Origin of the sequence: Providencia sp. PROV024 (assembly GCF_032709665.1) — a bacterium.
Classification (GTDB): Bacteria; Pseudomonadota; Gammaproteobacteria; order Enterobacterales; family Enterobacteriaceae; genus Providencia; species Providencia huashanensis.
Genome location: NZ_CP120545.1, coordinates 267,698 through 288,868, shown reverse-complemented (window position 1 = coordinate 288,868; position 21,171 = coordinate 267,698). Strand labels below are relative to the sequence as shown.

The following is a 21,171-nucleotide window of genomic DNA, read 5'->3' as shown; positions in this document are numbered from 1 at the left end:
ATTTTTTTAATCAAAGTAAGCAAAAAAATATTAATGCCTACTAATTTACCACTAACATAGGATTTAATGAATCATTTTACACTTCAGATGCTTAGTGGACGATAACTTATTTCCAATATGAAATAGGTTACTTGCCCTCCTGGCGTATTTACTATTATCTCATCATCGACTCGTTTACCAATCAGGGCTCGCGCCACGGGAGAGTCGATTGAAATCCATTGTTTTGTAGGGTTAAACTCATCAGCCCCGACTATCCGGAATATTCTGATATTTTCATTTTCATCTTCAAGTTTAACCCAAGCACCAAAAAAGACACGGCCTTCTTGCCGAGGGTCAGGTTCGATTATCCTTAGTTGATCCAATCTTTTAGATAAAAACCGGATACGCCGATCAATTTCACGTAACCTTTTTTTACCGTATATGTACTCTGCGTTTTCTGAACGATCCCCTTGGGCTGCTGCTTCAGAAACAGATTGGGTTACTCTAGGCCGTTCTTCTTTCCACAGATACTTTAGCTCTTTGTCTAACGCATCCCAACCTTCGCGCGTAATTAAAAGACTTTTTGTCATAACCTTAAAATATTCGTCAATAGAGACAGTGATTATAATAATTTATAGAACATAATCTGAGACTTTCCTACCAATAGGCTTAAATTCAGTCTGGAAATTATGGCTATCACCAAGTATAACAGTGCAGTAAATTTTTTTAATTGTTCTTTCAGTAGGTATTTAAACACGACATGAATGAAACTCTAAGCCAAATCATCGCAGCAGAACTGCATGCCCAACCGAAACAGGTTTTTTCTGCCATCACCTTATTAGATGAAGGTAATACTGTCCCGTTTATCGCTCGTTACCGTAAAGAGGTTACCGGAGGGTTGGACGATACTCAGCTTCGCCAGCTAGAAAGCCGCTTAGGGTACTTACGCGAACTGAATGACCGTAAGCAAACCATCCTGAAATCGATTGAAGAGCAAGGGAAATTAACCCCAGAGCTTGCCTCTGCGATTGATACTACCCTCAATAAAACTGAACTTGAAGACCTGTATTTACCGTATAAACCGAAACGTCGTACCCGTGGGCAAATCGCCATTGAGGCAGGGCTTGAGCCATTAGCGGATACCTTGTGGACAGACCCAAGCCAGTCCCCTGAAGAACTAGCCCAAGCTTACATCGATGCAGATAAAGGCGTAGCGGATATAAAAGCAGCCTTAGATGGCGCACGTTATATTCTTATGGAGCGTTTTGCCGAAGATGCCGCCTTATTGGCCAAAGTTCGTGACTATATTTGGAAGAATACCCACCTTGTTTCTGTTGTTGCAGAAGGTAAGCAAGAAGAAGGCGTTAAATTTAGTGACTACTTTGAGCACCAAGAGCCTGTAGCTCAAGTCCCCTCGCACCGTGCACTTGCTATGTTCCGTGGTCGTAATGAAGGTATTTTACAGCTGTCATTAAATTGTGACCCACAATTTGATGAGCCACCAAAAGAAAGTTACTGTGAAGAGATCATCACTCGCCACTTAGATGTACATTTGAATAACGCCCCAGCTGACCAATGGCGTAAAGCGGTGATCAGCTGGACATGGCGAGTCAAAGTGCTTCTGCACTTGGAAACGGAAGTAATGAGTTCTCTGCGCGAAAAAGCAGAAGAAGAGGCTATTAACGTTTTCGCCCGTAATCTCAGTGATTTGCTGATGGCCGCCCCCGCAGGCATGCGTGCAACTATGGGGCTCGATCCTGGCCTGCGTACAGGGGTAAAAGTCGCAGTAGTTGATGCAACAGGTAAACTGATTGCAACCGATACTATTTACCCACACACTGGCCAAGCGGCTAAAGCAGCAACGATTGTTGCCGCGCTGTGTCAAAAACATCATGTGGAACTCGTGGCAATCGGTAATGGGACTGCATCGCGAGAAACTGAACGCTTCTTTGCAGAAGTCCAAAAACAATACCCTGAAGTAACAGCCCAAAAAGTCATCGTCAGTGAAGCGGGGGCTTCGGTCTATTCCGCCTCTGAGCTTGCTGCGCTTGAATTCCCAACATTGGATGTATCTTTGCGTGGTGCCGTATCTATTGCACGCCGTCTACAAGATCCTCTCGCTGAACTGGTAAAAATTGACCCTAAATCTATCGGAGTTGGTCAATATCAACACGATGTTAGCCAAACTCAGTTGGCACGTAAACTCGATGCTGTAGTTGAAGATTGCGTAAACTCCGTTGGTGTCGACCTAAACACAGCTTCAGTTGCCTTACTGACTCGCGTTGCCGGTTTAAGCAAGATGATCGCCCAAAATGTGGTGGATTGGCGTGATGAAAATGGCCAATTTAATGATAGAAAGCAGTTACTGAAAGTCACGCGCCTTGGGCCAAAAGCATTTGAACAATGTGCAGGTTTCCTACGTATCACTAATGGTAAGAACCCATTGGATGCTTCGACCGTTCACCCTGAGTCTTACCCAATTGTTGAAAAAATCCTTGAGTCTGTCCGTCAACCACTAAAAGAAATTATGGGTAACTCACAAGTGCTTAATGCCTTAAGCCCACGTGATTTCACCACAGAACAATTTGGTGTCCCAACCGTCACGGATATCATTAAAGAATTAGAAAAACCGGGTCGTGACCCTCGCCCTGAGTTTAAAACGGCCACCTTTGCCGAAGGGGTTGAGACCATGAATGACCTTGTCTCTGGGATGGTCTTAGAGGGCGCAGTTACCAATGTAACCAACTTTGGCGCGTTTGTAGATATTGGTGTTCACCAAGATGGGCTCGTTCATATTTCTTCTCTATCAAATAGTTACGTTGAAGACCCTCACAAAGTGGTAAAAGCGGGTGATATCGTAAAAGTCAAAGTGCTAGATGTCGATATCGCGCGTAAACGTATTGCGCTAACGATGCGTCTGGATGAGCAAGCTGGTGATACGAATAGCGCACCTCGTCGAGCAGCTCCAACGCAAGACAAAAACCCACGCAAAGCAGCACAACCAAGGGGTAATGCACGCCAAAACTCATCATCTTCTGGTAACAGTGCGATGAGCGATGCACTGGCTGCCGCATTTGGCAAAAAACGTTAATTACGTTAAATAGGCATCGCTATAAAATAATTGCGATGCCTATTATTTTTAATTAATTCACTTCACACTCGTTAATACACTTCAAAATACTCTTATACCCCAGCGTTTCAACAGCCCCACCGATTAAGAAAACAGGGCTAACTCAATGCTTCGTTGATCCACATCAAGTCAAATTGACGAAAAAAGAGGCTAAATAGAACAAAAGTAGATGATTATAATTCTCATTGTTAATTAGATTAATTTTTGTTGGGTTACGCTATCAAGTTATTGATACCCATATTTCTAGCAATAAGTATTGATATCATTATAAATTGAATTAATAGGAAGACACTATGGCTATACTTCCTCAATGCAGCTATAAAATAATTGGTTTTTCACCAGAGATAAGCCCCGCTTACCGACAAAAACTTCTTTCCCTTGGTTTGCTACCGGGTTCTGTATTTAAAGTCGTGCGCTTAGCGCCATTTGGTGACCCTGTGCAGATAGAAACGCATCGCGTGAGCTTAGTATTACGTAAAAAGGATCTCGCCCTGCTTAACCTTGATGAAGCGCCTACCGCTTAAGTATTCTTTTTATATTATTGGCAAACACTATGAAACGATTGACTATCGGCTTAATTGGCAACCCCAATGCAGGCAAAACGACCCTATTTAACCAGCTAACGGGCTCGAGACAACGCGTCGGTAACTGGGCAGGTGTCACGGTTGAACGCAAAGTTGGCCGCTTCCACACAGACGACCATAAGATTGAGCTTGTTGACCTTCCAGGGACTTATTCCCTCACCACAATTTCCGAGCAAACCTCACTAGATGAACAAATTGCCTGTTACTTTATCCTAAGTGGCGAAGCTGACATGCTAATCAATGTGGTGGATGCATCAAACCTAGAGCGCAACCTTTATCTTACATTACAGTTAGTTGAACTCGGTGTTCCTTGTATTGTTGCTCTTAATATGTTGGATATCGCACAAAGCCAACATATTGATATTGATATTGCTCAATTGGAGAAACAACTGGGTTGCCCTGTCATTCCAATGGTTTCAACACGTGCGACTGGTATTAATGAATTAAAGAAAACCATTGATACTCATCCACAAAATAGCCAAAAAGCCCTTGTCGAATATCCACCTCAATTATTACAAGCGGTAGACTCACTGTCAGATCAAATATCATCACAGCAATTTAGCCACCAACAACGCCGCTGGTTAGCATTACAAATCCTCGAAGGGGATATTTACAGCCGCCAACGTGCAGAAATAACAGAAGAGCAATTACTTTCGACACGCCAACAACTTAAAGAGAGTTTGAATGAAGAACCCGAGTTACTCATTGCAGACTCTCGCTATCAGTCTATTGCGACTATTTGCCATGCCGCTATTAATAATAGTGCTGCTGAACCCAACAAATTAACGCAATCACTGGATAGATTTATTCTCAGTCGCTGGCTTGGTGTCCCGATTTTCTTGTTTGTCATGTACCTGATGTTTGTATTAGCAATTAATATCGGAGGAGCACTACAACCTTTCTTCGAGGGGGCATCAGAAGCCATATTTATTCATGGTCTCCAGTGGCTGGGAGATTATTTGAGTTTCCCTGATTGGCTAACCATCTTCCTTGCCCAAGGTGTTGGTGGTGGTATTAATACCGTTTTACCACTCGTACCACAAATCGGGATGATGTACCTATTTCTTTCAATACTCGAAGACTCCGGCTATATGGCTCGTGCGGCATTTGTAATGGACAGGCTCATGCAAGCACTGGGCTTACCCGGCAAATCATTTGTGCCCTTAATTGTTGGCTTTGGCTGTAACGTTCCTTCCATTATGGGCGCACGTACTCTTGATGCACCGCGTGAAAGGCTGATTACTGTTCTAATGGCACCATTTATGTCTTGCGGCGCAAGGCTGGCAATTTTTGCAGTATTTGCCGCGGCCTTTTTCGGTAAAAACGGCGCTAGTGTTGTCTTTTCCCTGTATATTTTAGGGATTGTGGTCGCTATCCTGACAGGATTGCTACTCAAACACACTTTAATGCGCGGTGAAGCCTCCCCTTTCGTTATGGAATTACCGGTTTACCACGTTCCTCACGTCAAAACGTTACTGATCCAAACTTGGCAACGCTTGAAAGGCTTTGTGGTACGTGCTGGTAAGGTTATCGTCGTTGCCAGTATCTTTATCGGTGCATTAAACAGCTTCTCCTTCTCAGGTAAACCCGTTGATAATATTAATGATTCGGCACTGGCTTCGGTCAGTAAAGTTATCACGCCTGCATTACAGCCAATCGGCGTTCACGCGGACAACTGGCAAGCCACCGTCGGATTAATCACGGGAGCAATGGCCAAAGAAGTGGTCGTGGGTACATTAAATACCCTGTATACCGCCGAAGCGATCACCGCCGAACCATTTGATGCTGAATCTTTCAATTTGTGGGAAGAGTTAGAGGATGCGGTATCCGATACTTGGGATAGCTTAAAAGAAACCTTTACATTAAGTGCGCTATCGAACCCTATCGAAGCCAGTAAAGGGGACGGTGAGATGGAGTCAGGCTCTATGGGTACCATGGCGGCGAAATTTGGTTCTGGCATCGCGGCTTATAGTTATCTAATTTTTGTCTTGCTATATGTGCCTTGCGTATCTGTGATGGGGGCTATCGCTCGCGAAACCAATAAAAGCTGGATGAGTTTTTCCATTCTTTGGGGGCTCAATGTGGCCTATAGCCTTTCTGCACTGTTTTACCAAATAGCGACATTTAGTGAGCACCCACAAAGTAGCTTAATAACTATCATTGCGGTAGTTGCTTTCAATCTTGTTTTATTTATGTTCTTACGCCGTGTCCGTAGTCGGGTCACATTGAATATAAAAAGTAAAACTGCGGCGCAATGCTCTGGATGTTCAGGCAATGCCTGCCACTAAGGAATAACGTGATGGTCAGCTTGTTACAAGTTCGAGATTTAATCGCCTTATATGGGCAAGCTGACATCACTTTACTGAGTGAACGCCTCAATACCCCAATTCCGTTGGTTCAAGCCATGGCTGAAAAGCTAGTGAGTCTAGGCAAAATTGAAAAAGTCGATGTGAGTGCTTGTTTGACAGGTAGCAGTTGCAAGGGTTGCCCCGAAAGCACCGACTGTGCGCACTTTGTGTATAAGATAAAGTGAGGCACCTTGAAGGAATGTCATAAACCTGCAATTCTTTTTATCGCATAGTTGAATTCTTAAAAAACCAGACCTCTGCCGGAATATTGGGGTTTAGTTTGTGTCAATAAATCATTAACCATCATCGATTCCTTTTGAAGTAAGGGGATAGCATAAAGTGCTGTAATAAAAAGCCTGCTATGGAACTATAGTTAGCAGAATATACGCTTTAAAAACCCCCTTAATGACTGATGGTTCTATTTACTCTTCCAATCGGCTTTGAAAGTCACATAAATACTCACAAAACTCATCAGGATGTGAAATAAACGGGGCATGAGCGCTATTGCGCATAATCACAGACGGAGAGTGTGGATAAAGCTCGTCCAATACGGGCACCACTTTACGTGGGACAAGCCCGTCAAGATAACCATAAATGCGTAAGAATGGCACTGGCAGTTTTTTCAATTCCTCACGCAAATCTTCGGTACGTAATGACTCAAGCCCCGCATTTAGCGTTTCTACCGTCGGAATAGGCTGCTCGAGAACAACTGATTTTAGCAACTTTGCATCATTTCTTGCGCTTTCTGTCCCAAGCGTTTGCAGTGCTAGAAAACGTTCAACGGTGCGGTGGAAATCAGCGGCGAGCTGATGCTCAAAACCTAATAAAACCTCAGGTCTGATCCCCGCCCAGTCACTACCATCGGCTTTAAAACAAGGGGATGATGCTACTGTTATTAGCCCTGTCACTTCATAGGGATGGTCAAGAGCGATACGACTTGCCACCAGCCCCCCCAATGACCACCCTAACCAAATGGCATTTTTCGGAGCCTGTGCCCATAAAATATCCGCCATAGATTGAATACTCATTGGCGGAAAGCCTTGGCTACGACCGTAACCAGGTAAATCAACCAAGTGAATACGAAAATGCGAAGCGACCCGCGGAATAATGGTTTGCCAAACTTGCGCATTCAGCCCCCATCCGTGTAGTAACACAATATCTTGCTTTCCATCGCCAACGGTCTGCCAATATAACTTTGTCATGGTTACACTCTCTTCGTTCATTTCTTAGTCGAATATTTTTAACAGGACATTACCATGCTAACAATGGAAGGGGTCTGTTGGCTATGCCACCAATCACTAAAATTAAGTCATCAGGGCATTTGTTCATTTTGCCTCAAAGGGTTACCGAAAATGCCGGTGAGTTGCTCTCGTTGTGCTTTGCCCTGTGAGCTGCCTATTAATGAATGCGGTCGTTGCCTAAAGAGCCCCCCAGCTTGGCACCAGTTGATCACTGTAACACCGTATCAAGCCCCATTACGTAAACTCATTCATTGTTTTAAATTTAATAAACAGCCACAACTTGCCTTTTCCTTAGCCCGAATTTTTGTTTTATTTTGGCTCACTGGTTACCGCCATCATCAATGGCAAAAACCTGATTTAATCATGACTATTCCCTTACATCGCCGTCGGTTATGGTTTCGCGGCTTTGATCACATGGCCTTAATTGGTGAAATATTGTCCAGATGGTTAAATATTCCCTATTCACAAAATTCATTATTACGCAGTCATGATACACTGGCACAGATTACACTAAAAAGAGAGCATCGCCGAGCTAACCTTAAAGGTGCATTTACCTTAGAAACGTCAGTTTCAGGCCTACATGTCGCTATTATTGATGATGTTATTACCACAGGTTCTACAATGAACTCCGCAGCAAAATTGTTGATTTGTGCGGGTGCGCATACTGTTGATGCGTGGTCACTCTGTCGCACCTTGTAGGAAAGGGGTAAATGGGCGTATTATAACCAACTAAAGCAGTCAACTATTATTGAGCAAATGATTATGATTAATATTACTGAAGCAGCACAGGCTCATTTTGCCAAGTTGTTGGAAAATCAAGAGCCAGGAACCCAAATCCGTGTATTTGTCATCAACCCAGGTACACCAACAGCAGAATGCGGTGTGTCTTACTGCCCACCGGGTGCCGTTGAAGCAACAGATAAAGAACTGAAGTTCGAAAAATTATCTGCTTATGTTGATGAAATTAGTGCCCCATTCTTGGACGATGCTGAAATTGATTTCGTCACTGACCAACTGGGTTCACAACTAACGTTAAAAGCACCAAACGCAAAAATGCGTAAAGTCTCTGATGATGCGCCATTAATTGAGCGTGTTGAGTATGTTTTACAATCACAAATAAACCCTCAATTAGCCAGCCATGGCGGCCGTGTTTCTCTGATGGAAATCACCGATGATGGTTTTGCTATCCTACAATTTGGTGGTGGTTGTAATGGTTGTTCTATGGTCGATGTCACCCTCAAAGAGGGTATCGAAAAAGAATTACTGAAAATGTTTGATGGTGAGTTAAAAGGCGTTAAAGACCTAACTGAGCACCAACGTGGCGAGCACTCTTTCTACTAATTGCCATTGATGTCTGGCACCTGTTTTTCTGCTTACAGGTGCCTAATTTTATCTTTTATGGGAGTTTCCCTACTATATTCGGTATTTTATGGACCATTTCGAGACACTAACACCCGAGCAAGCCTATCAACATTGGTTAGAAGGCACTGCTATACTTGTTGATGTACGTGATCCACAAAGCTTCCGTGCAGGCCATGCAAGTGGGGCTTATCACCTTACCAACGAGTCACTCAGTCAGTTTTTGGAACAAACGGATTATGAACAACCCGTCATGGTCATGTGTTACCACGGGCATAGCAGTCAAGGTGCTGCACAATATCTGATCAACATCGGCTATGAATCTGTTTACAGCATTAATGGCGGGTTTGAAGCTTGGTTAAGGGAATATCCACAAGCCGTCACGGCGCTCTAGATGAGAAAACGTATTCATGATCCACATCACTTCTTTTGCTAACCCGAGAATGGCGCAAGCATTTGTTGATTACATGGCAAGCCAAAATATTCATTTAAAAATGCAGCCATCGCAGGAGCAACCGCTATTTGAACTTTGGTTAGAAGATGACCAACATCTTTCTCAAGTACGCAAAGAACTCGATATCTTTTTACAAGACCCTAACCACCCCCGCTATCTAGAAGCTAGTTGGCATACCGGTAGTGCAGATACCCAATTTCAGTACCGAAATTACCTCACATGGAATTACCTAAAAGAGCAATCAGGCCCTTTAACTATCGCTGTTATTGTGTTGTCGATTATTGTATATCTTTGGGTAGAAATAACAGATGCGCGTGAAGTTTTACGTTACCTAGCTTGGCCAATTGGCGACCAACAATCTGAACTTTGGCGCTGGTTTAGCCCTGCATTGGTGCATTTTTCGTTATCGCACATTGGCTTCAACCTTGCATTATGGTGGTTCCTTGCTGGGCAAGTTGAACGAAAACTGGGAACAGGGAAACTCTTCACCATTCTATTGGTCTCAGCCTTATTCAGTAATTGGGGTCAATCACTATTTAGTGAAAATAATTTTGGCGGCTTATCTGGTGTGGTATATGCCTTGGTTAGCTACGTTTGGTTAACCGGCGAACGCCGGCCAGAAAGTGGTATCAGCATCCCACGGGGGCTAATGATATTTTCAATTATCTGGCTCTTTTTCGGTTACTTCGATATTTTAGGGATGCATATTGCCAATGCCGCACATACTTCAGGGTTAATTATCGGCTTATTGATGGGAGTATGGGATAATAGGCAAAGTTTCAAACACCAGAGCTCCAGATAAAACATTTTAATAATTAGAGGCCAACGCTGTGAAACAAACCCAGAGACATGATGCAATCGTTGAACTTGTGCGTCTTCAGGGATATGTCAGTACTGAAGAACTTGTCGAACATTTTGAGGTTAGCCCTCAAACCATCCGACGAGACCTCAATGACCTCGCTGAACAAAATAAAATTCAGCGGCACCATGGCGGCGCGGCACTACCTTCAAGTTCCGTAAATGCCGCTTATAACGACCGTAAAATTATGTGGTCAGATGAAAAAGCGCGTATTGCACAACATGTCGCTAGTCAAATCCCTGATGGCGCCACATTATTTATTGATATTGGTACGACGCCTGAAGCGGTCGCCCATGCGTTAGTGAATCATAAAAATTTGCGAGTAGTAACCAATAACTTGAACGTTGCTACTCTATTGATGCCAAAAGAAGACTTTCGCTTAATTTTAGCGGGAGGTGAAGTCCGTTCCCGTGATGGCGGAATTGTTGGTGAAGCCACGTTGGATTTTATCTCTCAATTTAGGTTGGATTATGGCATTCTTGGTATTAGTGGTATTGATATGGACGGCTCCTTGCTTGAGTTTGACTACCACGAAGTTCGTACCAAACGCGCAATTATTGAGAATTCACGCTGTGTCATGTTAGTCACCGACCACTCTAAGTTTGGCCGTAATGCGATGGTTAATCTCGGTAACATGAACTTAATCGATTACCTATTCACCGACAAACAACCACCTGATAGCATTCTCAAAGTGATTGAACAACATAACGTCCAGCTCGAACTTTGCTAATCAAATCATTATGTTCATGATGGCAGCGCACCAGCCTGCCATCATGCTTCTGAATATCTGCCCCTCGCTTTAATTTTTTATATCCTCCGTTCCTTGTTCTTTTTCGCTCGAAACTCAAATTTCCCTTTGTAAATAACATTATTTTAAATGTGGGTATTGGAAAAAGTTTGTTACCAATATCACGCACTTTTTATTTTTTCTTCATTATTAGTTGGCATACTAATGGAATTTGATTACAATCAAATGAGCGAAAACGAACATTATTGAAAGTGTTTCGAACATCTCAGGGGGATGCATGGAAACTAAAGACTTGATTGTCATCGGCGGCGGGATCAACGGCGCTGGTATTGCAGCAGACGCTGCGGGTCGTGGATTATCGGTATTACTGCTCGAAGCTCAAGACTTAGCGAGTGCAACTTCATCTGCGAGTTCAAAACTGATCCACGGTGGCTTACGCTACCTTGAACATTACGAATTTAGGTTGGTAAGTGAAGCATTAGCAGAGCGTGAAGTGCTGCTACGCTTGGCTCCGCATATTGCTTTTCCAATGCGTTTCCGTTTACCTCACCAACCCCATTTACGCCCAGCTTGGATGATCCGTATTGGTTTATTTCTATATGACCATTTGGGAAAACGCGTCAGTTTACCAAGCAGTAAAAGTTTAAAATTTAACCAAAACTCCGTATTAAAATCTGAATTAACCAAAGGTTTTGAATATTCGGACTGTTGGGTTGATGATGCGCGTTTAGTTGTGTTAAACGCTCAAGAAGTAGTACGTAAGAATGGTGAAGTTCGTACTCGCACAAAAGTAACTCGTGCTTATCGCGAAAATGGCCTATGGGTGGTTGAAGCTCAAGACTTACGTACTGGTGAGACCCACACATGGAAAGCTAAAGGGTTAGTAAACGCGACAGGACCTTGGGTAAAAGAGTTCTTCGATGATGGCTTGAAACTGAAATCACCCTACGGTATTCGTTTAATCAAGGGTAGCCACATTGTGGTTCCTCGTGCACACGACGAACCACAGGCATATATTTTACAAAACGAAGATAACCGTATTGTATTTGTGATCCCTTGGATGGATGAATTCTCAATCATTGGTACCACTGATGTGGAATACAAAGGTGATCCGAAAGATGTCAAAATCGATGAAAACGAAGTTAACTATTTACTGAAAGTATATAATGACCACTTCAAAAAACAGCTAACGGTTAGCGATATCGTTTGGGATTACTCAGGTGTTCGTCCACTATGTGATGACGAATCTGATTCACCACAAGCCATCACTCGTGACTACACATTAGATATTCACGATGAACAAGGTAAAGCCCCATTACTGTCTGTATTTGGTGGTAAATTAACGACTTATCGAAAATTAGCCGAAGCCGCTGTCAATAAGCTCGCCACCTACTACCCGAATGCAGGTAGCCCTTGGACTAAAAATGGTCAATTACCTGGCGGGGATATTGAAGGTTGCGACCGTGACGGCTATGCACGTGTACTGCGCCAACATTATCAATGGCTACCTGAAGGCTTAGCCCTGCGTTTTGCCAGAACTTACGGTAGCAACAGTAAATTAATCCTTGAAGGTGCGAATTCACTCAGTGATCTCGGTGAAGCCTTTGGTGCCAATGTTTACGAGGCTGAATTACGTTATTTAGTTAAACATGAATGGGTAACTGAATTAGATGATGCTATCTGGCGCCGTACTAAGCTCGGTATGTGGCTAAATGATGAAGAAAAACAACGTATTGCACAGTGGTTATCAGAGCATTCGCTATCTGAGCGTGCTTCTGTATAACGGCAAAATATCATGACTCGCTAAACAATGTTTCCCTAGATTAGGGGCTTTTAGTTAAGTGACTTGTAAGGCCTGATTTTACTGTTCAACAGGGGTCAGGCCTTTTAATTTGGCGCTATATCACTGATAAGGTAACTTTGATGATACCTTACTACCTTAGTTCCCTCTCATTTATGCCATGTCATCCGCTTTTTGAAACCTAATCCTAATAAAGTACATATCCCTATTGAATCAAAATACCCCTTAAATTTTACTCGTCACATCTAGGCCTAACGTCATCTTACGGGACGCGCACGCATGCTGTTAGTTTAATGCGTAAGCAACCGTGAGTTCACTTTGACCTCAACCCCATATCTGATAATCTGTGCTTATAAATATCTATTGATAGTTAAATATAATGATAAATAAGTTTAAAAACCTAAAGTTCTTTGAAAACGAACCACTAGTTCATCATTTAAACTACACACTGACAGAAACCGAGGTGAAGAACATACTGAATGGTTGGCTACCCTTATGTATGGAAGATAAATGGCTCTCTTATAGTGAAGAGGGTTATGTTTATGTTCATCGAAGCTGGACTGGGCATTTGATGTATAAGTTTGCCATCCGTAATAATGTTATCAATAGTGTGGAAATTGCGATGGATGATTTTGTCGATATGACCAACGAAAGAAAAATAGAGGTTTTCTTATCACTCTTACCTCATTTATCAAAAGAGCATTCAAATGACTGGTCGTAGTATGAGGTTTCTGTAAAGGCGCTGCGGCTCTATCTTAACCCCTAGAAAGAGGGAGTGGTGAGAAATCAACGCGCCTAAAGTCGCCAACAAAATTGGACACTTTATCGCTAAACAGCTTATAATATCCATTCACCTTACCAAATTACTCAACTTAGTAGGTACGCCCCACGATGAATTAAGCACTGCCAGAAAATATTTTCCAATACCAATTTGGTATTCATTTTTCTGTTCCTGGCAGGCAACCACTTTCATCGACGCTTATTGATAAGTCAACAACGTTGTCTGTCCTCGCAATTTTGGAGGTGCATATGACTGTTGCTTGTCACTTTTCACAACTTAATATTGAATTTAACCAAACCGCCCTATTTCCCCCACTGAGCGGGACTTTATCTTGCCAAAAAAACGCCTTAATCGGGAATAATGGCACTGGTAAGTCGGTTTTAATGCGACTTCTTGCAAAAACTCTCCCCCCTACACAAGGTAACGTACACTGGAATATTCCCTTTCTCCACGTCGATCAGTTAACTCGATTAGCGGGTGATACATTGGTTGATGCTTTAGGCATCTCTGAGATTTATTATGCATTTGCCCGCATTAAATCAGGAAATGGCACCTTTGATGATTTCGAACAGGTTGAAGATAAATGGCATTTGCCATCTCAATGGGAAAATCTATTGGACTCAGCCAGACTACCCGTTTCCATGGAAACCCCTATTGCATCTTTAAGTGGTGGCGAACGCACACGTCTCGCCCTTTGCCGTGCTTTTTTGCAGAAAAATAGTTTTCTATTACTTGATGAACCCGATAATCACTTAGATGCGCAGAGTCGACAATGGCTAAGTGAAAAGTTATCTGAACATACCGCTGGGTGCTTAGTTATATCGCATAATCGGGCATTGCTCGGGGAGATGGACGCCACCTTTGAGCTAACCGCTAAAGGGTTGTATGAATATGGAGGGAATTATGACTTATACGACACTCAGAAAAACTTCGAAATAGCGGCAATTGATGCACAAGCCGAACGTTTAGAAAAACAAATTAATCAAGAGAAAAAACAACAACAGATCACATTGAAAAAAGCGGCTCAACGTAAAAAACAAGGAGAGAAGATTCGCTATGGTGGTTCTCAATCCTTGTTACTACTTGATATGCAGAAAAATCGTGCCGAAAAAAGGCAGTCAAAAGTTGCCGACCGCCATCAGCGCATCATGGATAACTTACAAAATCAGCAACAAGAAAACCATGAAAAAATTCGCCATATCAAACCGCAAAAAATGGCGATTAACTACCAAAGTGAGGGAAGAAAAGTAACCGTTTTCGCTTCTGAATTAATGTTACCTTATGGCCATTCATCACCACTTTCATTCACTATATACAGTGGAGAACACTGGCATATTCAGGGCAACAATGGTTGCGGGAAATCCACGTTACTCAAGGTATTAATGGGGTATCTTCCGGCGGTCTCAGGAGAATATCGTTTAAGTGGCACAGTGTGTTATTTAGATCAGCATTTGAGTTTACTGGATAAATCCTTGCCGGTTGGGGAAGCACTTCATCAATACCAACCATTATTCTCCGTTGAACAATGGCGCACACAGCTTGGTATGCTACGCATTCGAGGGGAGAAATCATTACAGCCACTAACACAACTTAGTGGCGGTGAACAATTGAAAGCCACCTTGTTAGCGCTCACTCATAGCCCTAACCCGCCGGCTATTTTGTTACTTGATGAACCCGATAACCATCTGGACTTGGACTCAAAACAGTTACTTGAGGACTTACTCAACGATTATCAAGGTAGTTTATTACTGGTTTCTCATGATGAAGCATTCATTGAACGGTGCAATATCACCAACACGTTAAATCTCTCTGATGATTAACACTATTGGCCACCATAACCCAAGGTGGCCAATTTTTAACGAATAAAGGTGTTTTTTACTCGGCTAGACACCAAAAAATAGGGGACCCATAAGGCGCAGTAGAAACTCCCATTAATCGCTGTAATCACATTCGAATAATTAACTTCAATACCGAATGTATAGGGGAAAACAAAGCGAGCCACAATAATCATCACGGTATACAGTAACATGGTAATGATAAATAACCATTTCGCGCTTTTTTTCCATTTTGCTGCAGCAATAAATGTCCACAGAAATAAGGCTATCAAAACCCCATAGCCTGTTTGTAACAGGTAAAACCCTGTCGAAAAACCAGCAACGTAAAAGTCAGAATCAGCTTGTGTCGCTAATGGCCAAACGGTTTTTACTTGTGCAATATCTAACAATAACATCATGACCGTTTTGTATAACATGTAAAATAACCCTATAACGGGTAAAATCAACCATCCACTGACCCCTTGTAGTGGTTTTTTCGCAACCGTCTGAGAAACACCTTGTACTATTGGCTGCCCTATTTGAGTGGTTGATTGGTGCGTATCCATTCCGATAACCTTTATGAGTTTTGCATTTTTTGTTCAATAAATGCTTTGAGTATAATAGCCTGATTATGTTGCGTGTCTTTTGCACTGTATAATAACGTTAAACTCCCCTGCTTTGCTTGTGAAACTAACGGCTGCCATGCCGTTGTATGGTTTAATTCTTGCAGGTAGTGCTCGGTAAATTGTACAAATTGATCAGTGTGTTGATGAAACCATTTTCGCAATTCATTTGTTGGTGCGACATCTTTATTCCATTCATCATGCTGTAAGTCGGTTTTTTTGATCCCCCTTGGCCATAGCCGGTCAACGAGTACCCGGTAACCATCGTCATCTGCAACAGGGTCATAGACTCTTTTACACTTAATCATCATGCCTCCTGCTTAATAAATTATCGTTGAAACAACACAAACTAGTTCACAAACGTATTTTTAACGCGTCTTGATACTAAGAAATAGGGTATCCAAATAGCGCAACCAATTAAACCTCTGAATATATCCTTAATATCTGAGGCATCCACCGCTATACCTAACAAACTACTCGCTAATAGAATATCCGTGATGGTCAAAGCTAAGGAAAAAAGCTGGAAAAAAATATACACTTTAATCGTCAACATTTTCTTAGTAAAAAAGACGTAGCAAAGAAAAAGTAAGACAGCATATAAAATAACGTTACCTAGCACTTCGAAGTAAATCAGCTCTTTAAATAACGGAATAAATGAATCGGATTGTGGGTTAGTTAGTTCATGCCAATATTCGATCACTTGGGCATTTTGGCTATAAATTACAAAAGGGAGCACAATAAGAGACAGCACGATCCCTAACATAGGCAAAATTAGCCACCCACCAATCCCTTTTAGTTCAGGGGTAGGTTTTGGCGGTGGTGTCGAAGTACTATCTGGTAAACTCCCATTTTCAATTTTCATCTACACGTCCTTATTAGAGATAACCATCATGTCATTACAAAAATAATAGACTTAAGTAAGATAGCATATTTAATTAATAAAAAATGAGTAACTAAATGCGCTTAATCACAATATATAGTGAATAAAGAAAAATCCTATAAGGTCTTAATAATGAAAACATTTTTAGTTAAACTCCCCCTACCCTCACATTATCTTTCTAGTGATTTCTTCGCCTTTCATCTTAGAGACCAACAAAATGTCGCAGAAATTGTTGAAGGAAATACCTTGCACAAAGGATTAATCTGGCAACAACAAGCTGCAAAATTAAATTTAATGATTAAAAATCAGCAAGCAACGCTATCACTGGAAATTGACTCGCCAACCGTTATACCTCAAGAGTCTGAGCTTCATTCTCTCGCAAAACATTTATTAGGATTAAACCAACCAGTTGAACAGTTTGAAGCGCAATACATGACAGACCCAATAATTGGGAAACTGATTAAAAAACAACAGGGATTAAGAATTTATCAATCAGCTAATGCCTTTGAAGCCTTAGTTTGGGCTATTATTGGTCAACAAATCAGTGTTCATGCCGCAATTGCAATTCGCCGAAGATTTATCCAAGCAGTTGGGCTTCAACATACCTCAGGAATTTGGTGTTTTCCGGATGTACTGCAAGTTTCTCGAGTTAGTGACGATACCCTTCGCCAAGCAGGGTTTTCAATTGGTAAAGTCGTTGCTCTGAGAGCGCTTTGTGACGCAATAGAGAACCAACAAATTGACTTATCACAGCAAATAAACCATGAGAACGTAAATTTCATCACTGAACAACTATTACAAATTAAAGGTATTGGTCCTTGGACGGTTAGCTATGCACTCCTTCGTGGATTTAATTACTTAAATGGCTCTTTACATGGCGATGTTGCGGTCAGGCGTAATTTGCAAACGTTGTTGACTACACAAGAGCCACCAACGGCTAAGGAAACAGAAAAATGGCTAACACAGTTTTCTCCTTGGCGAGCCCTTGTTGCCGCCCATTTGTGGCGTAGTCAATCTGCTGCGGGTTATTAACCCTCAGCTAAAAGTTAAGGTAATGACCTGATTTAATTCATTTTGGCCTTATGTTTTATTATCTGAATCGCTTAAATTTTATCAGGTAATAATTATGGATAATTTCAATGTGGGTGCAAACCATTTACATCATGTTCAAGGTGACAGGCTTTTTGACGATGAACTACCTAACGAAGCCGACGAAATATGGGGCCATATAAGAGAATGGTTCTCTCCCAAATTAGAACCCCTTGCATATGAATGCCTTAATGATTTTTATCATGGTGATCTATTAGTCACACCGCCTGAGCAACTTGAAAGCTTTTTGACATTAAAATCATTAGCTTCACAAGGGCATCAAAACAATTTTACGACAGAATATGTAAGGGGAATGGAGGCCGCTGAGTGCACTATAATAAACGCCACTCATGGTCTAGCTGAGTCTGTCCTCATACCATTAAGTGAACCTGAATATTTGGGGAGCTTGGCAGACTTTACAGCAAGAAGGTAATTCCTTTTCACTTATTAAATATTTTTCTTGGAAGGCCATACCGCTTTAAATTTAAGGTCATCCCCTGATTTGATTTCTTATAACTTTATATTTATATCGCCCAGAAATAACCAGTATTTATAAGGGGGTAACATTGAATAATTTTAGCATTGGTCATAATAGCAACCAAATTAATAGTATTAACAATCATATAGGTACATTCCAATTAAATACTCTATGGCAAGCAATAGAAGAATGTTTTCCACCAGAAACTCATGAACGAGCAAATGAACACTTTAATAACCTTTTTTCGAATGCTAGGTTACAACCGAATGAGCAACTAGCAATTTTTTTGACATTACAATCATTAGCTTCACCCAGTACCCAAAGTAATTTTAGAACTGGCTATTATTCAGGAACAAATACCGTTACCTGCACCATAGATACTTTTCGTCAAAATGGTTCCATGTGCATGGATATACCATTAATTGAACGCGATTATCATGCTGAACATCTTAATTTTGCTTTAAATAGCTGGGTAAATAACGCGCCGATAGGAGAGAACCGAAATGAGGCTGCCGATATAATACAACGATGTTTTGCGCAAAATAGCGATAATATTGATTTATCAAACCAGAATATTAGTAGTTTACCCACTTTTCTACCGCCTAATTTGCGTTCGCTTAATGTGGCTAATAATCAGTTAACCTCCCTGCCCATATTTTCAGACTCACTAATAACATTAAATCTTTCTCATAACCAGCTAACGAGTTTGTCGAGTCTTCCTGAAGATTTAGAACGATTAAATATCGCTAATAACCAGTTAACCAACTTACCAAGACTTCCACTTTATATGGTTAGCTTACAGGCCAATAATAATCAATTAACCAACATGCCAATGCTGCCATACGCTTTATCTGATTTAAACGTATCGAATAATCAGCTGACTTACCTACAAACAAGCCAAACACCGCTAATAACCTTAGATATTTCTCATAACCAGTTTACTCAGCTTCCCTATCTACCCCCTACCCTAAGGGAACTGTATGCATCCCATAACCCATTAGTTAACAGCCCTATCATTCCTGCTGGTTTAGATTCTGATTTATAACGCAGTACCAGAAACAACAGATTTGCTAAGCCATAAAGTCGATATCTGAAGGGGTAATTTAATCCTAAAGCCACGTTACTCTGACTGACTCGTAAACAGTCACGGTGCCACAAACACAGAAGCCCAACTCAGGCGAATTGGGCTTCTGATGACTAACAATAACGTTTTAGCGTAACCAGTTAGTTTTCACTAATTGTACAACTTCGTCACCACGACCAGTCATAATCGCTTTTAACATATACAAACTAAAACCTTTTGCTTCTTGAGCTTCAATTTCTGGCGGCATTGACAGTTCCTGCTTAGCAGTCAGTACATCAACTACCACCGGACCATCATGAGCAAATGCGTCTTTCAAGGCTCCCTCTAGGTCTTCGCTTTTTTCAACACGGATCCCTTTGATACCAGCAGCATTGGCAATAGCGGCAAAATTAGGGTTATGTAGATCAGTCCCTGCGGTTAAGAAACCTGCAACCTTCATCTCCATCGCGACAAACCCAAGCACCCCATTATTATGGATAATAATCTTCACTGGCAGTTGCATTTGTGAAAGGGAAATAAAGTCCCCCATTAACATACTAAAACCACCATCGCCACACATCGCAACGACTTGGCGTTTCTTATCAACCGCCTGTGCACCAATAGCCTGTGGCATCGCATTCGCCATTGAACCATGGTTAAATGAGCCGATAAGACGACGCTTGCCATTCATTTTCAAATAACGCGCAGCCCAAACGGTTGGAGTGCCAACATCACAAGTGAAAATAGCATCTTCCGCAGCAAGTTCACTGATTTTTGTTGCCAAATATTGTGGGTGGATCAACCCCTCATGCCCCGGTTTAGCAAGGTCATCCAACCCTTTACGTGCCTCTGCATAATGTTTTAAAGCACCGTCGAGGTGTTTTGTTTCCTGCTTGGTCTGTAAATGAGGCTGTAACGCATCAAGTGTCGCTTTAATATCACCAATTAACCCCATATCAATATGGCAGTGTGACCCTAGGCTACCTGCATTAATATCAATTTGAATGATTTTTGCTTCATTGGGGTAGAAAGGACGGTAAGGGAATTGAGTTCCTAATAATACAACAGTATCCGCATTCATCATGGCGTGGTAACCTGATGAAAAGCCAATTAACCCAGTCATACCAACGCTATACGGGTTATTCCATTCAATATGTTCTTTACCTCGTAAAGCATGTACAACAGGAGCTTTCAGTGTTTCAGCTAACTTAACCACTTCATCATGAGCACCCGCGCAACCATTCCCACAAAACAGGGTCACATTCTTAGATTGATTAAGTACCTGAGCTAATTTTTCAATTTCACTACGCTGAGGCATGATTAACGGAGCTTGAGGCTGATACCATGTTTCTTTTGCGGTTTCAGGTGCATCTTTTAATGCTACATCACCGGGTATCACAACAACAGACACCCCTTTATTCAAAATCGCTTTACGCAGGGCAATCCCTAAAACCTGTGGAATTTGTTCTGGATTAGACACCATTTCACAGTAGTGGCTACATTCGCGGAACAGTTCTGTAGGATGCGTTTCTTGGAAATAATTACTGCCGATTTCACTTGATGGAATATGCGCTGCAATCGCCAATACTGGCACTCGATTACGATGACAGTCATACAACCCATTGATAAGGTGCATGTTACCTGGTCCACAGGAACCTGCACACACTGCCAAGTTTCCTGTCAACTGGGCCTCTGCCCCAGCGGCAAAAGCAGCAACCTCTTCATGGCGGGTTCCTAACCATTCGATAGCACCTTGACGGCGTAAGCTATCGGTTAAGCCATTCAATGAGTCTCCAGTAACGCCCCAAATACGTTTAACACCTGCATTATCAAGTACTTTTGCAATATAGGATGCAACACTCTGTTTTTTCATATTGGCACTCTTTTAAATCGCATGTTATACACAGCATATTTTTTCCTAAAATAAACTGCATATTATT

Annotated in this window: 21 protein-coding genes; 15 read left to right on the top strand and 6 right to left on the bottom strand. The window is 41.9% G+C overall.

Going from position 1 to position 21,171, the window contains the following annotated elements; genetic code table 11:
• Positions 1-83: 83 nt before the first annotated feature.
• Complete coding sequence (gene greB / locus P3L56_RS01345) at positions 84-569, bottom strand: transcription elongation factor GreB (RefSeq protein ID WP_042847754.1); 486 nt, start codon at positions 567-569, stop codon at positions 84-86.
• Positions 570-739: 170 nt separating this feature from the next.
• Between greB and P3L56_RS01340 the strand changes: the two genes are divergently transcribed.
• The 4 genes from P3L56_RS01340 to P3L56_RS01325 all read left to right on the top strand — a co-directional run bounded on the left by P3L56_RS01340 (position 740) and on the right by P3L56_RS01325 (position 6,226).
• On the top strand, positions 740-3,070 hold the full coding sequence (locus tag P3L56_RS01340) for a Tex family protein (protein ID WP_272686189.1): 2,331 nt from the start codon (positions 740-742) through the stop codon (positions 3,068-3,070).
• 332 nt (positions 3,071-3,402) lie between these two features.
• On the top strand, positions 3,403-3,633 hold the full coding sequence (gene feoA, locus P3L56_RS01335; protein ID WP_048605471.1) for a ferrous iron transporter A: 231 nt from the start codon (positions 3,403-3,405) through the stop codon (positions 3,631-3,633).
• Between the two features lie 29 nt (positions 3,634-3,662).
• Positions 3,663-5,981 carry a Fe(2+) transporter permease subunit FeoB gene (gene feoB, locus P3L56_RS01330; protein WP_129466936.1) on the top strand — a complete coding sequence of 773 codons (2,319 nt, stop codon included), beginning with the start codon at positions 3,663-3,665 and terminating at the stop codon, positions 5,979-5,981.
• A gap of 11 nt (positions 5,982-5,992) precedes the next feature.
• A complete protein-coding gene (locus P3L56_RS01325; protein ID WP_042847763.1) occupies positions 5,993-6,226 on the top strand; it encodes a FeoC-like transcriptional regulator in 234 nt (77 codons plus the stop codon).
• 237 nt (positions 6,227-6,463) lie between these two features.
• Here P3L56_RS01325 and bioH read toward each other — a convergent pair whose 3' ends face one another.
• Entirely contained in the window at positions 6,464-7,243 is a 780-nt protein-coding gene (gene bioH / locus P3L56_RS01320) for a pimeloyl-ACP methyl ester esterase BioH (RefSeq protein ID WP_042847766.1), read from the bottom strand.
• 54 nt (positions 7,244-7,297) lie between these two features.
• Here bioH and P3L56_RS01315 point away from each other — a divergent pair, with 54 nt between their 5' ends.
• The 8 genes from P3L56_RS01315 to P3L56_RS01280 all read left to right on the top strand — a co-directional run bounded on the left by P3L56_RS01315 (position 7,298) and on the right by P3L56_RS01280 (position 15,104).
• A complete protein-coding gene (locus P3L56_RS01315; RefSeq protein ID WP_042847768.1) occupies positions 7,298-7,981 on the top strand; it encodes a phosphoribosyltransferase family protein in 684 nt (227 codons plus the stop codon).
• A 63-nt stretch (positions 7,982-8,044) separates the two neighbouring features.
• Entirely contained in the window at positions 8,045-8,623 is a 579-nt protein-coding gene (nfuA, locus tag P3L56_RS01310; RefSeq protein ID WP_042847770.1) for a Fe-S biogenesis protein NfuA, read from the top strand.
• A gap of 88 nt (positions 8,624-8,711) precedes the next feature.
• On the top strand, positions 8,712-9,035 hold the full coding sequence (gene glpE, locus P3L56_RS01305) for a thiosulfate sulfurtransferase GlpE (protein WP_042847772.1): 324 nt from the start codon (positions 8,712-8,714) through the stop codon (positions 9,033-9,035).
• 16 nt (positions 9,036-9,051) lie between these two features.
• The gene (gene glpG / locus P3L56_RS01300; protein WP_042847773.1) at positions 9,052-9,897 is read left to right on the top strand and encodes a rhomboid family intramembrane serine protease GlpG; all 846 of its coding nucleotides are present in this window, start codon (positions 9,052-9,054) and stop codon (positions 9,895-9,897) included.
• 28 nt (positions 9,898-9,925) lie between these two features.
• A complete protein-coding gene (locus P3L56_RS01295) occupies positions 9,926-10,684 on the top strand; it encodes a DeoR/GlpR family transcriptional regulator (protein ID WP_004262881.1) in 759 nt (252 codons plus the stop codon).
• Positions 10,685-10,979: 295 nt separating this feature from the next.
• On the top strand, positions 10,980-12,485 hold the full coding sequence (gene glpD, locus P3L56_RS01290) for a glycerol-3-phosphate dehydrogenase (protein WP_131680895.1): 1,506 nt from the start codon (positions 10,980-10,982) through the stop codon (positions 12,483-12,485).
• Positions 12,486-12,882: 397 nt separating this feature from the next.
• Positions 12,883-13,224, top strand: a complete 342-nt coding sequence (locus tag P3L56_RS01285; RefSeq protein ID WP_196299261.1) for a hypothetical protein — start codon at positions 12,883-12,885, stop codon at positions 13,222-13,224.
• A 308-nt stretch (positions 13,225-13,532) separates the two neighbouring features.
• Entirely contained in the window at positions 13,533-15,104 is a 1,572-nt protein-coding gene (locus P3L56_RS01280; RefSeq protein ID WP_198861068.1) for an ATP-binding cassette domain-containing protein, read from the top strand.
• A 35-nt stretch (positions 15,105-15,139) separates the two neighbouring features.
• On the opposite strand, the gene P3L56_RS01275 is transcribed toward P3L56_RS01280, so the two are convergent.
• Genes P3L56_RS01275 through P3L56_RS01265 form a run of 3 tightly spaced genes read right to left on the bottom strand, consistent with a single transcriptional unit; the run spans position 15,140 to position 16,583 of the window.
• The gene (locus tag P3L56_RS01275; protein ID WP_080750921.1) at positions 15,140-15,664 is read right to left on the bottom strand and encodes a DUF2569 family protein; all 525 of its coding nucleotides are present in this window, start codon (positions 15,662-15,664) and stop codon (positions 15,140-15,142) included.
• An 11-nt stretch (positions 15,665-15,675) separates the two neighbouring features.
• Positions 15,676-16,029 (bottom strand): DUF488 domain-containing protein, encoded by a 354-nt coding sequence (locus tag P3L56_RS01270; RefSeq protein WP_042847782.1) that lies wholly within the window; start codon positions 16,027-16,029, stop codon positions 15,676-15,678.
• 41 nt (positions 16,030-16,070) lie between these two features.
• Positions 16,071-16,583, bottom strand: coding sequence for a DUF2569 domain-containing protein (locus tag P3L56_RS01265; RefSeq protein ID WP_048605477.1), 513 nt, complete (start codon positions 16,581-16,583; stop codon positions 16,071-16,073).
• Between the two features lie 150 nt (positions 16,584-16,733).
• Here P3L56_RS01265 and P3L56_RS01260 point away from each other — a divergent pair, with 150 nt between their 5' ends.
• The 3 genes from P3L56_RS01260 (at position 16,734) to P3L56_RS01250 (ending at position 19,213) form a co-directional block, all read left to right on the top strand.
• On the top strand, positions 16,734-17,633 hold the full coding sequence (locus P3L56_RS01260; protein ID WP_129466932.1) for a DNA-3-methyladenine glycosylase family protein: 900 nt from the start codon (positions 16,734-16,736) through the stop codon (positions 17,631-17,633).
• A 94-nt stretch (positions 17,634-17,727) separates the two neighbouring features.
• Positions 17,728-18,123, top strand: coding sequence for a hypothetical protein (locus P3L56_RS01255; protein ID WP_042847787.1), 396 nt, complete (start codon positions 17,728-17,730; stop codon positions 18,121-18,123).
• A gap of 133 nt (positions 18,124-18,256) precedes the next feature.
• The gene (locus P3L56_RS01250; RefSeq protein WP_129466931.1) at positions 18,257-19,213 is read left to right on the top strand and encodes a leucine-rich repeat domain-containing protein; all 957 of its coding nucleotides are present in this window, start codon (positions 18,257-18,259) and stop codon (positions 19,211-19,213) included.
• Positions 19,214-19,379: 166 nt separating this feature from the next.
• On the opposite strand, the gene poxB is transcribed toward P3L56_RS01250, so the two are convergent.
• Positions 19,380-21,104 carry a ubiquinone-dependent pyruvate dehydrogenase gene (gene poxB / locus P3L56_RS01245; RefSeq protein WP_042847788.1) on the bottom strand — a complete coding sequence of 575 codons (1,725 nt, stop codon included), beginning with the start codon at positions 21,102-21,104 and terminating at the stop codon, positions 19,380-19,382.
• Positions 21,105-21,171: the final 67 nt, after the last annotated feature.

What these genes read in the sequence shown, in the direction of transcription:
- greB (WP_042847754.1), bottom strand. Translation starts at nt 569, where the DNA reads ATGACAAAAAGTCTTTTAATTACGCGCGAAGGTTGGGATGCGTTAGAC.
- P3L56_RS01340 (WP_272686189.1), top strand. Translation starts at nt 740, where the DNA reads ATGAATGAAACTCTAAGCCAAATCATCGCAGCAGAACTGCATGCCCAA.
- feoA (WP_048605471.1), top strand. Translation starts at nt 3,403, where the DNA reads ATGGCTATACTTCCTCAATGCAGCTATAAAATAATTGGTTTTTCACCA.
- feoB (WP_129466936.1), top strand. Translation starts at nt 3,663, where the DNA reads ATGAAACGATTGACTATCGGCTTAATTGGCAACCCCAATGCAGGCAAA.
- P3L56_RS01325 (WP_042847763.1), top strand. Translation starts at nt 5,993, where the DNA reads ATGGTCAGCTTGTTACAAGTTCGAGATTTAATCGCCTTATATGGGCAA.
- bioH (WP_042847766.1), bottom strand. Translation starts at nt 7,243, where the DNA reads ATGACAAAGTTATATTGGCAGACCGTTGGCGATGGAAAGCAAGATATT.
- P3L56_RS01315 (WP_042847768.1), top strand. Translation starts at nt 7,298, where the DNA reads ATGCTAACAATGGAAGGGGTCTGTTGGCTATGCCACCAATCACTAAAA.
- nfuA (WP_042847770.1), top strand. Translation starts at nt 8,045, where the DNA reads ATGATTAATATTACTGAAGCAGCACAGGCTCATTTTGCCAAGTTGTTG.
- glpE (WP_042847772.1), top strand. Translation starts at nt 8,712, where the DNA reads ATGGACCATTTCGAGACACTAACACCCGAGCAAGCCTATCAACATTGG.
- glpG (WP_042847773.1), top strand. Translation starts at nt 9,052, where the DNA reads ATGATCCACATCACTTCTTTTGCTAACCCGAGAATGGCGCAAGCATTT.
- glpD (WP_131680895.1), top strand. Translation starts at nt 10,980, where the DNA reads ATGGAAACTAAAGACTTGATTGTCATCGGCGGCGGGATCAACGGCGCT.
- P3L56_RS01285 (WP_196299261.1), top strand. Translation starts at nt 12,883, where the DNA reads ATGATAAATAAGTTTAAAAACCTAAAGTTCTTTGAAAACGAACCACTA.
- P3L56_RS01280 (WP_198861068.1), top strand. Translation starts at nt 13,533, where the DNA reads ATGACTGTTGCTTGTCACTTTTCACAACTTAATATTGAATTTAACCAA.
- P3L56_RS01275 (WP_080750921.1), bottom strand. Translation starts at nt 15,664, where the DNA reads ATGGATACGCACCAATCAACCACTCAAATAGGGCAGCCAATAGTACAA.
- P3L56_RS01270 (WP_042847782.1), bottom strand. Translation starts at nt 16,029, where the DNA reads ATGATTAAGTGTAAAAGAGTCTATGACCCTGTTGCAGATGACGATGGT.
- P3L56_RS01265 (WP_048605477.1), bottom strand. Translation starts at nt 16,583, where the DNA reads ATGAAAATTGAAAATGGGAGTTTACCAGATAGTACTTCGACACCACCG.
- P3L56_RS01260 (WP_129466932.1), top strand. Translation starts at nt 16,734, where the DNA reads ATGAAAACATTTTTAGTTAAACTCCCCCTACCCTCACATTATCTTTCT.
- P3L56_RS01255 (WP_042847787.1), top strand. Translation starts at nt 17,728, where the DNA reads ATGGATAATTTCAATGTGGGTGCAAACCATTTACATCATGTTCAAGGT.
- poxB (WP_042847788.1), bottom strand. Translation starts at nt 21,104, where the DNA reads ATGAAAAAACAGAGTGTTGCATCCTATATTGCAAAAGTACTTGATAAT.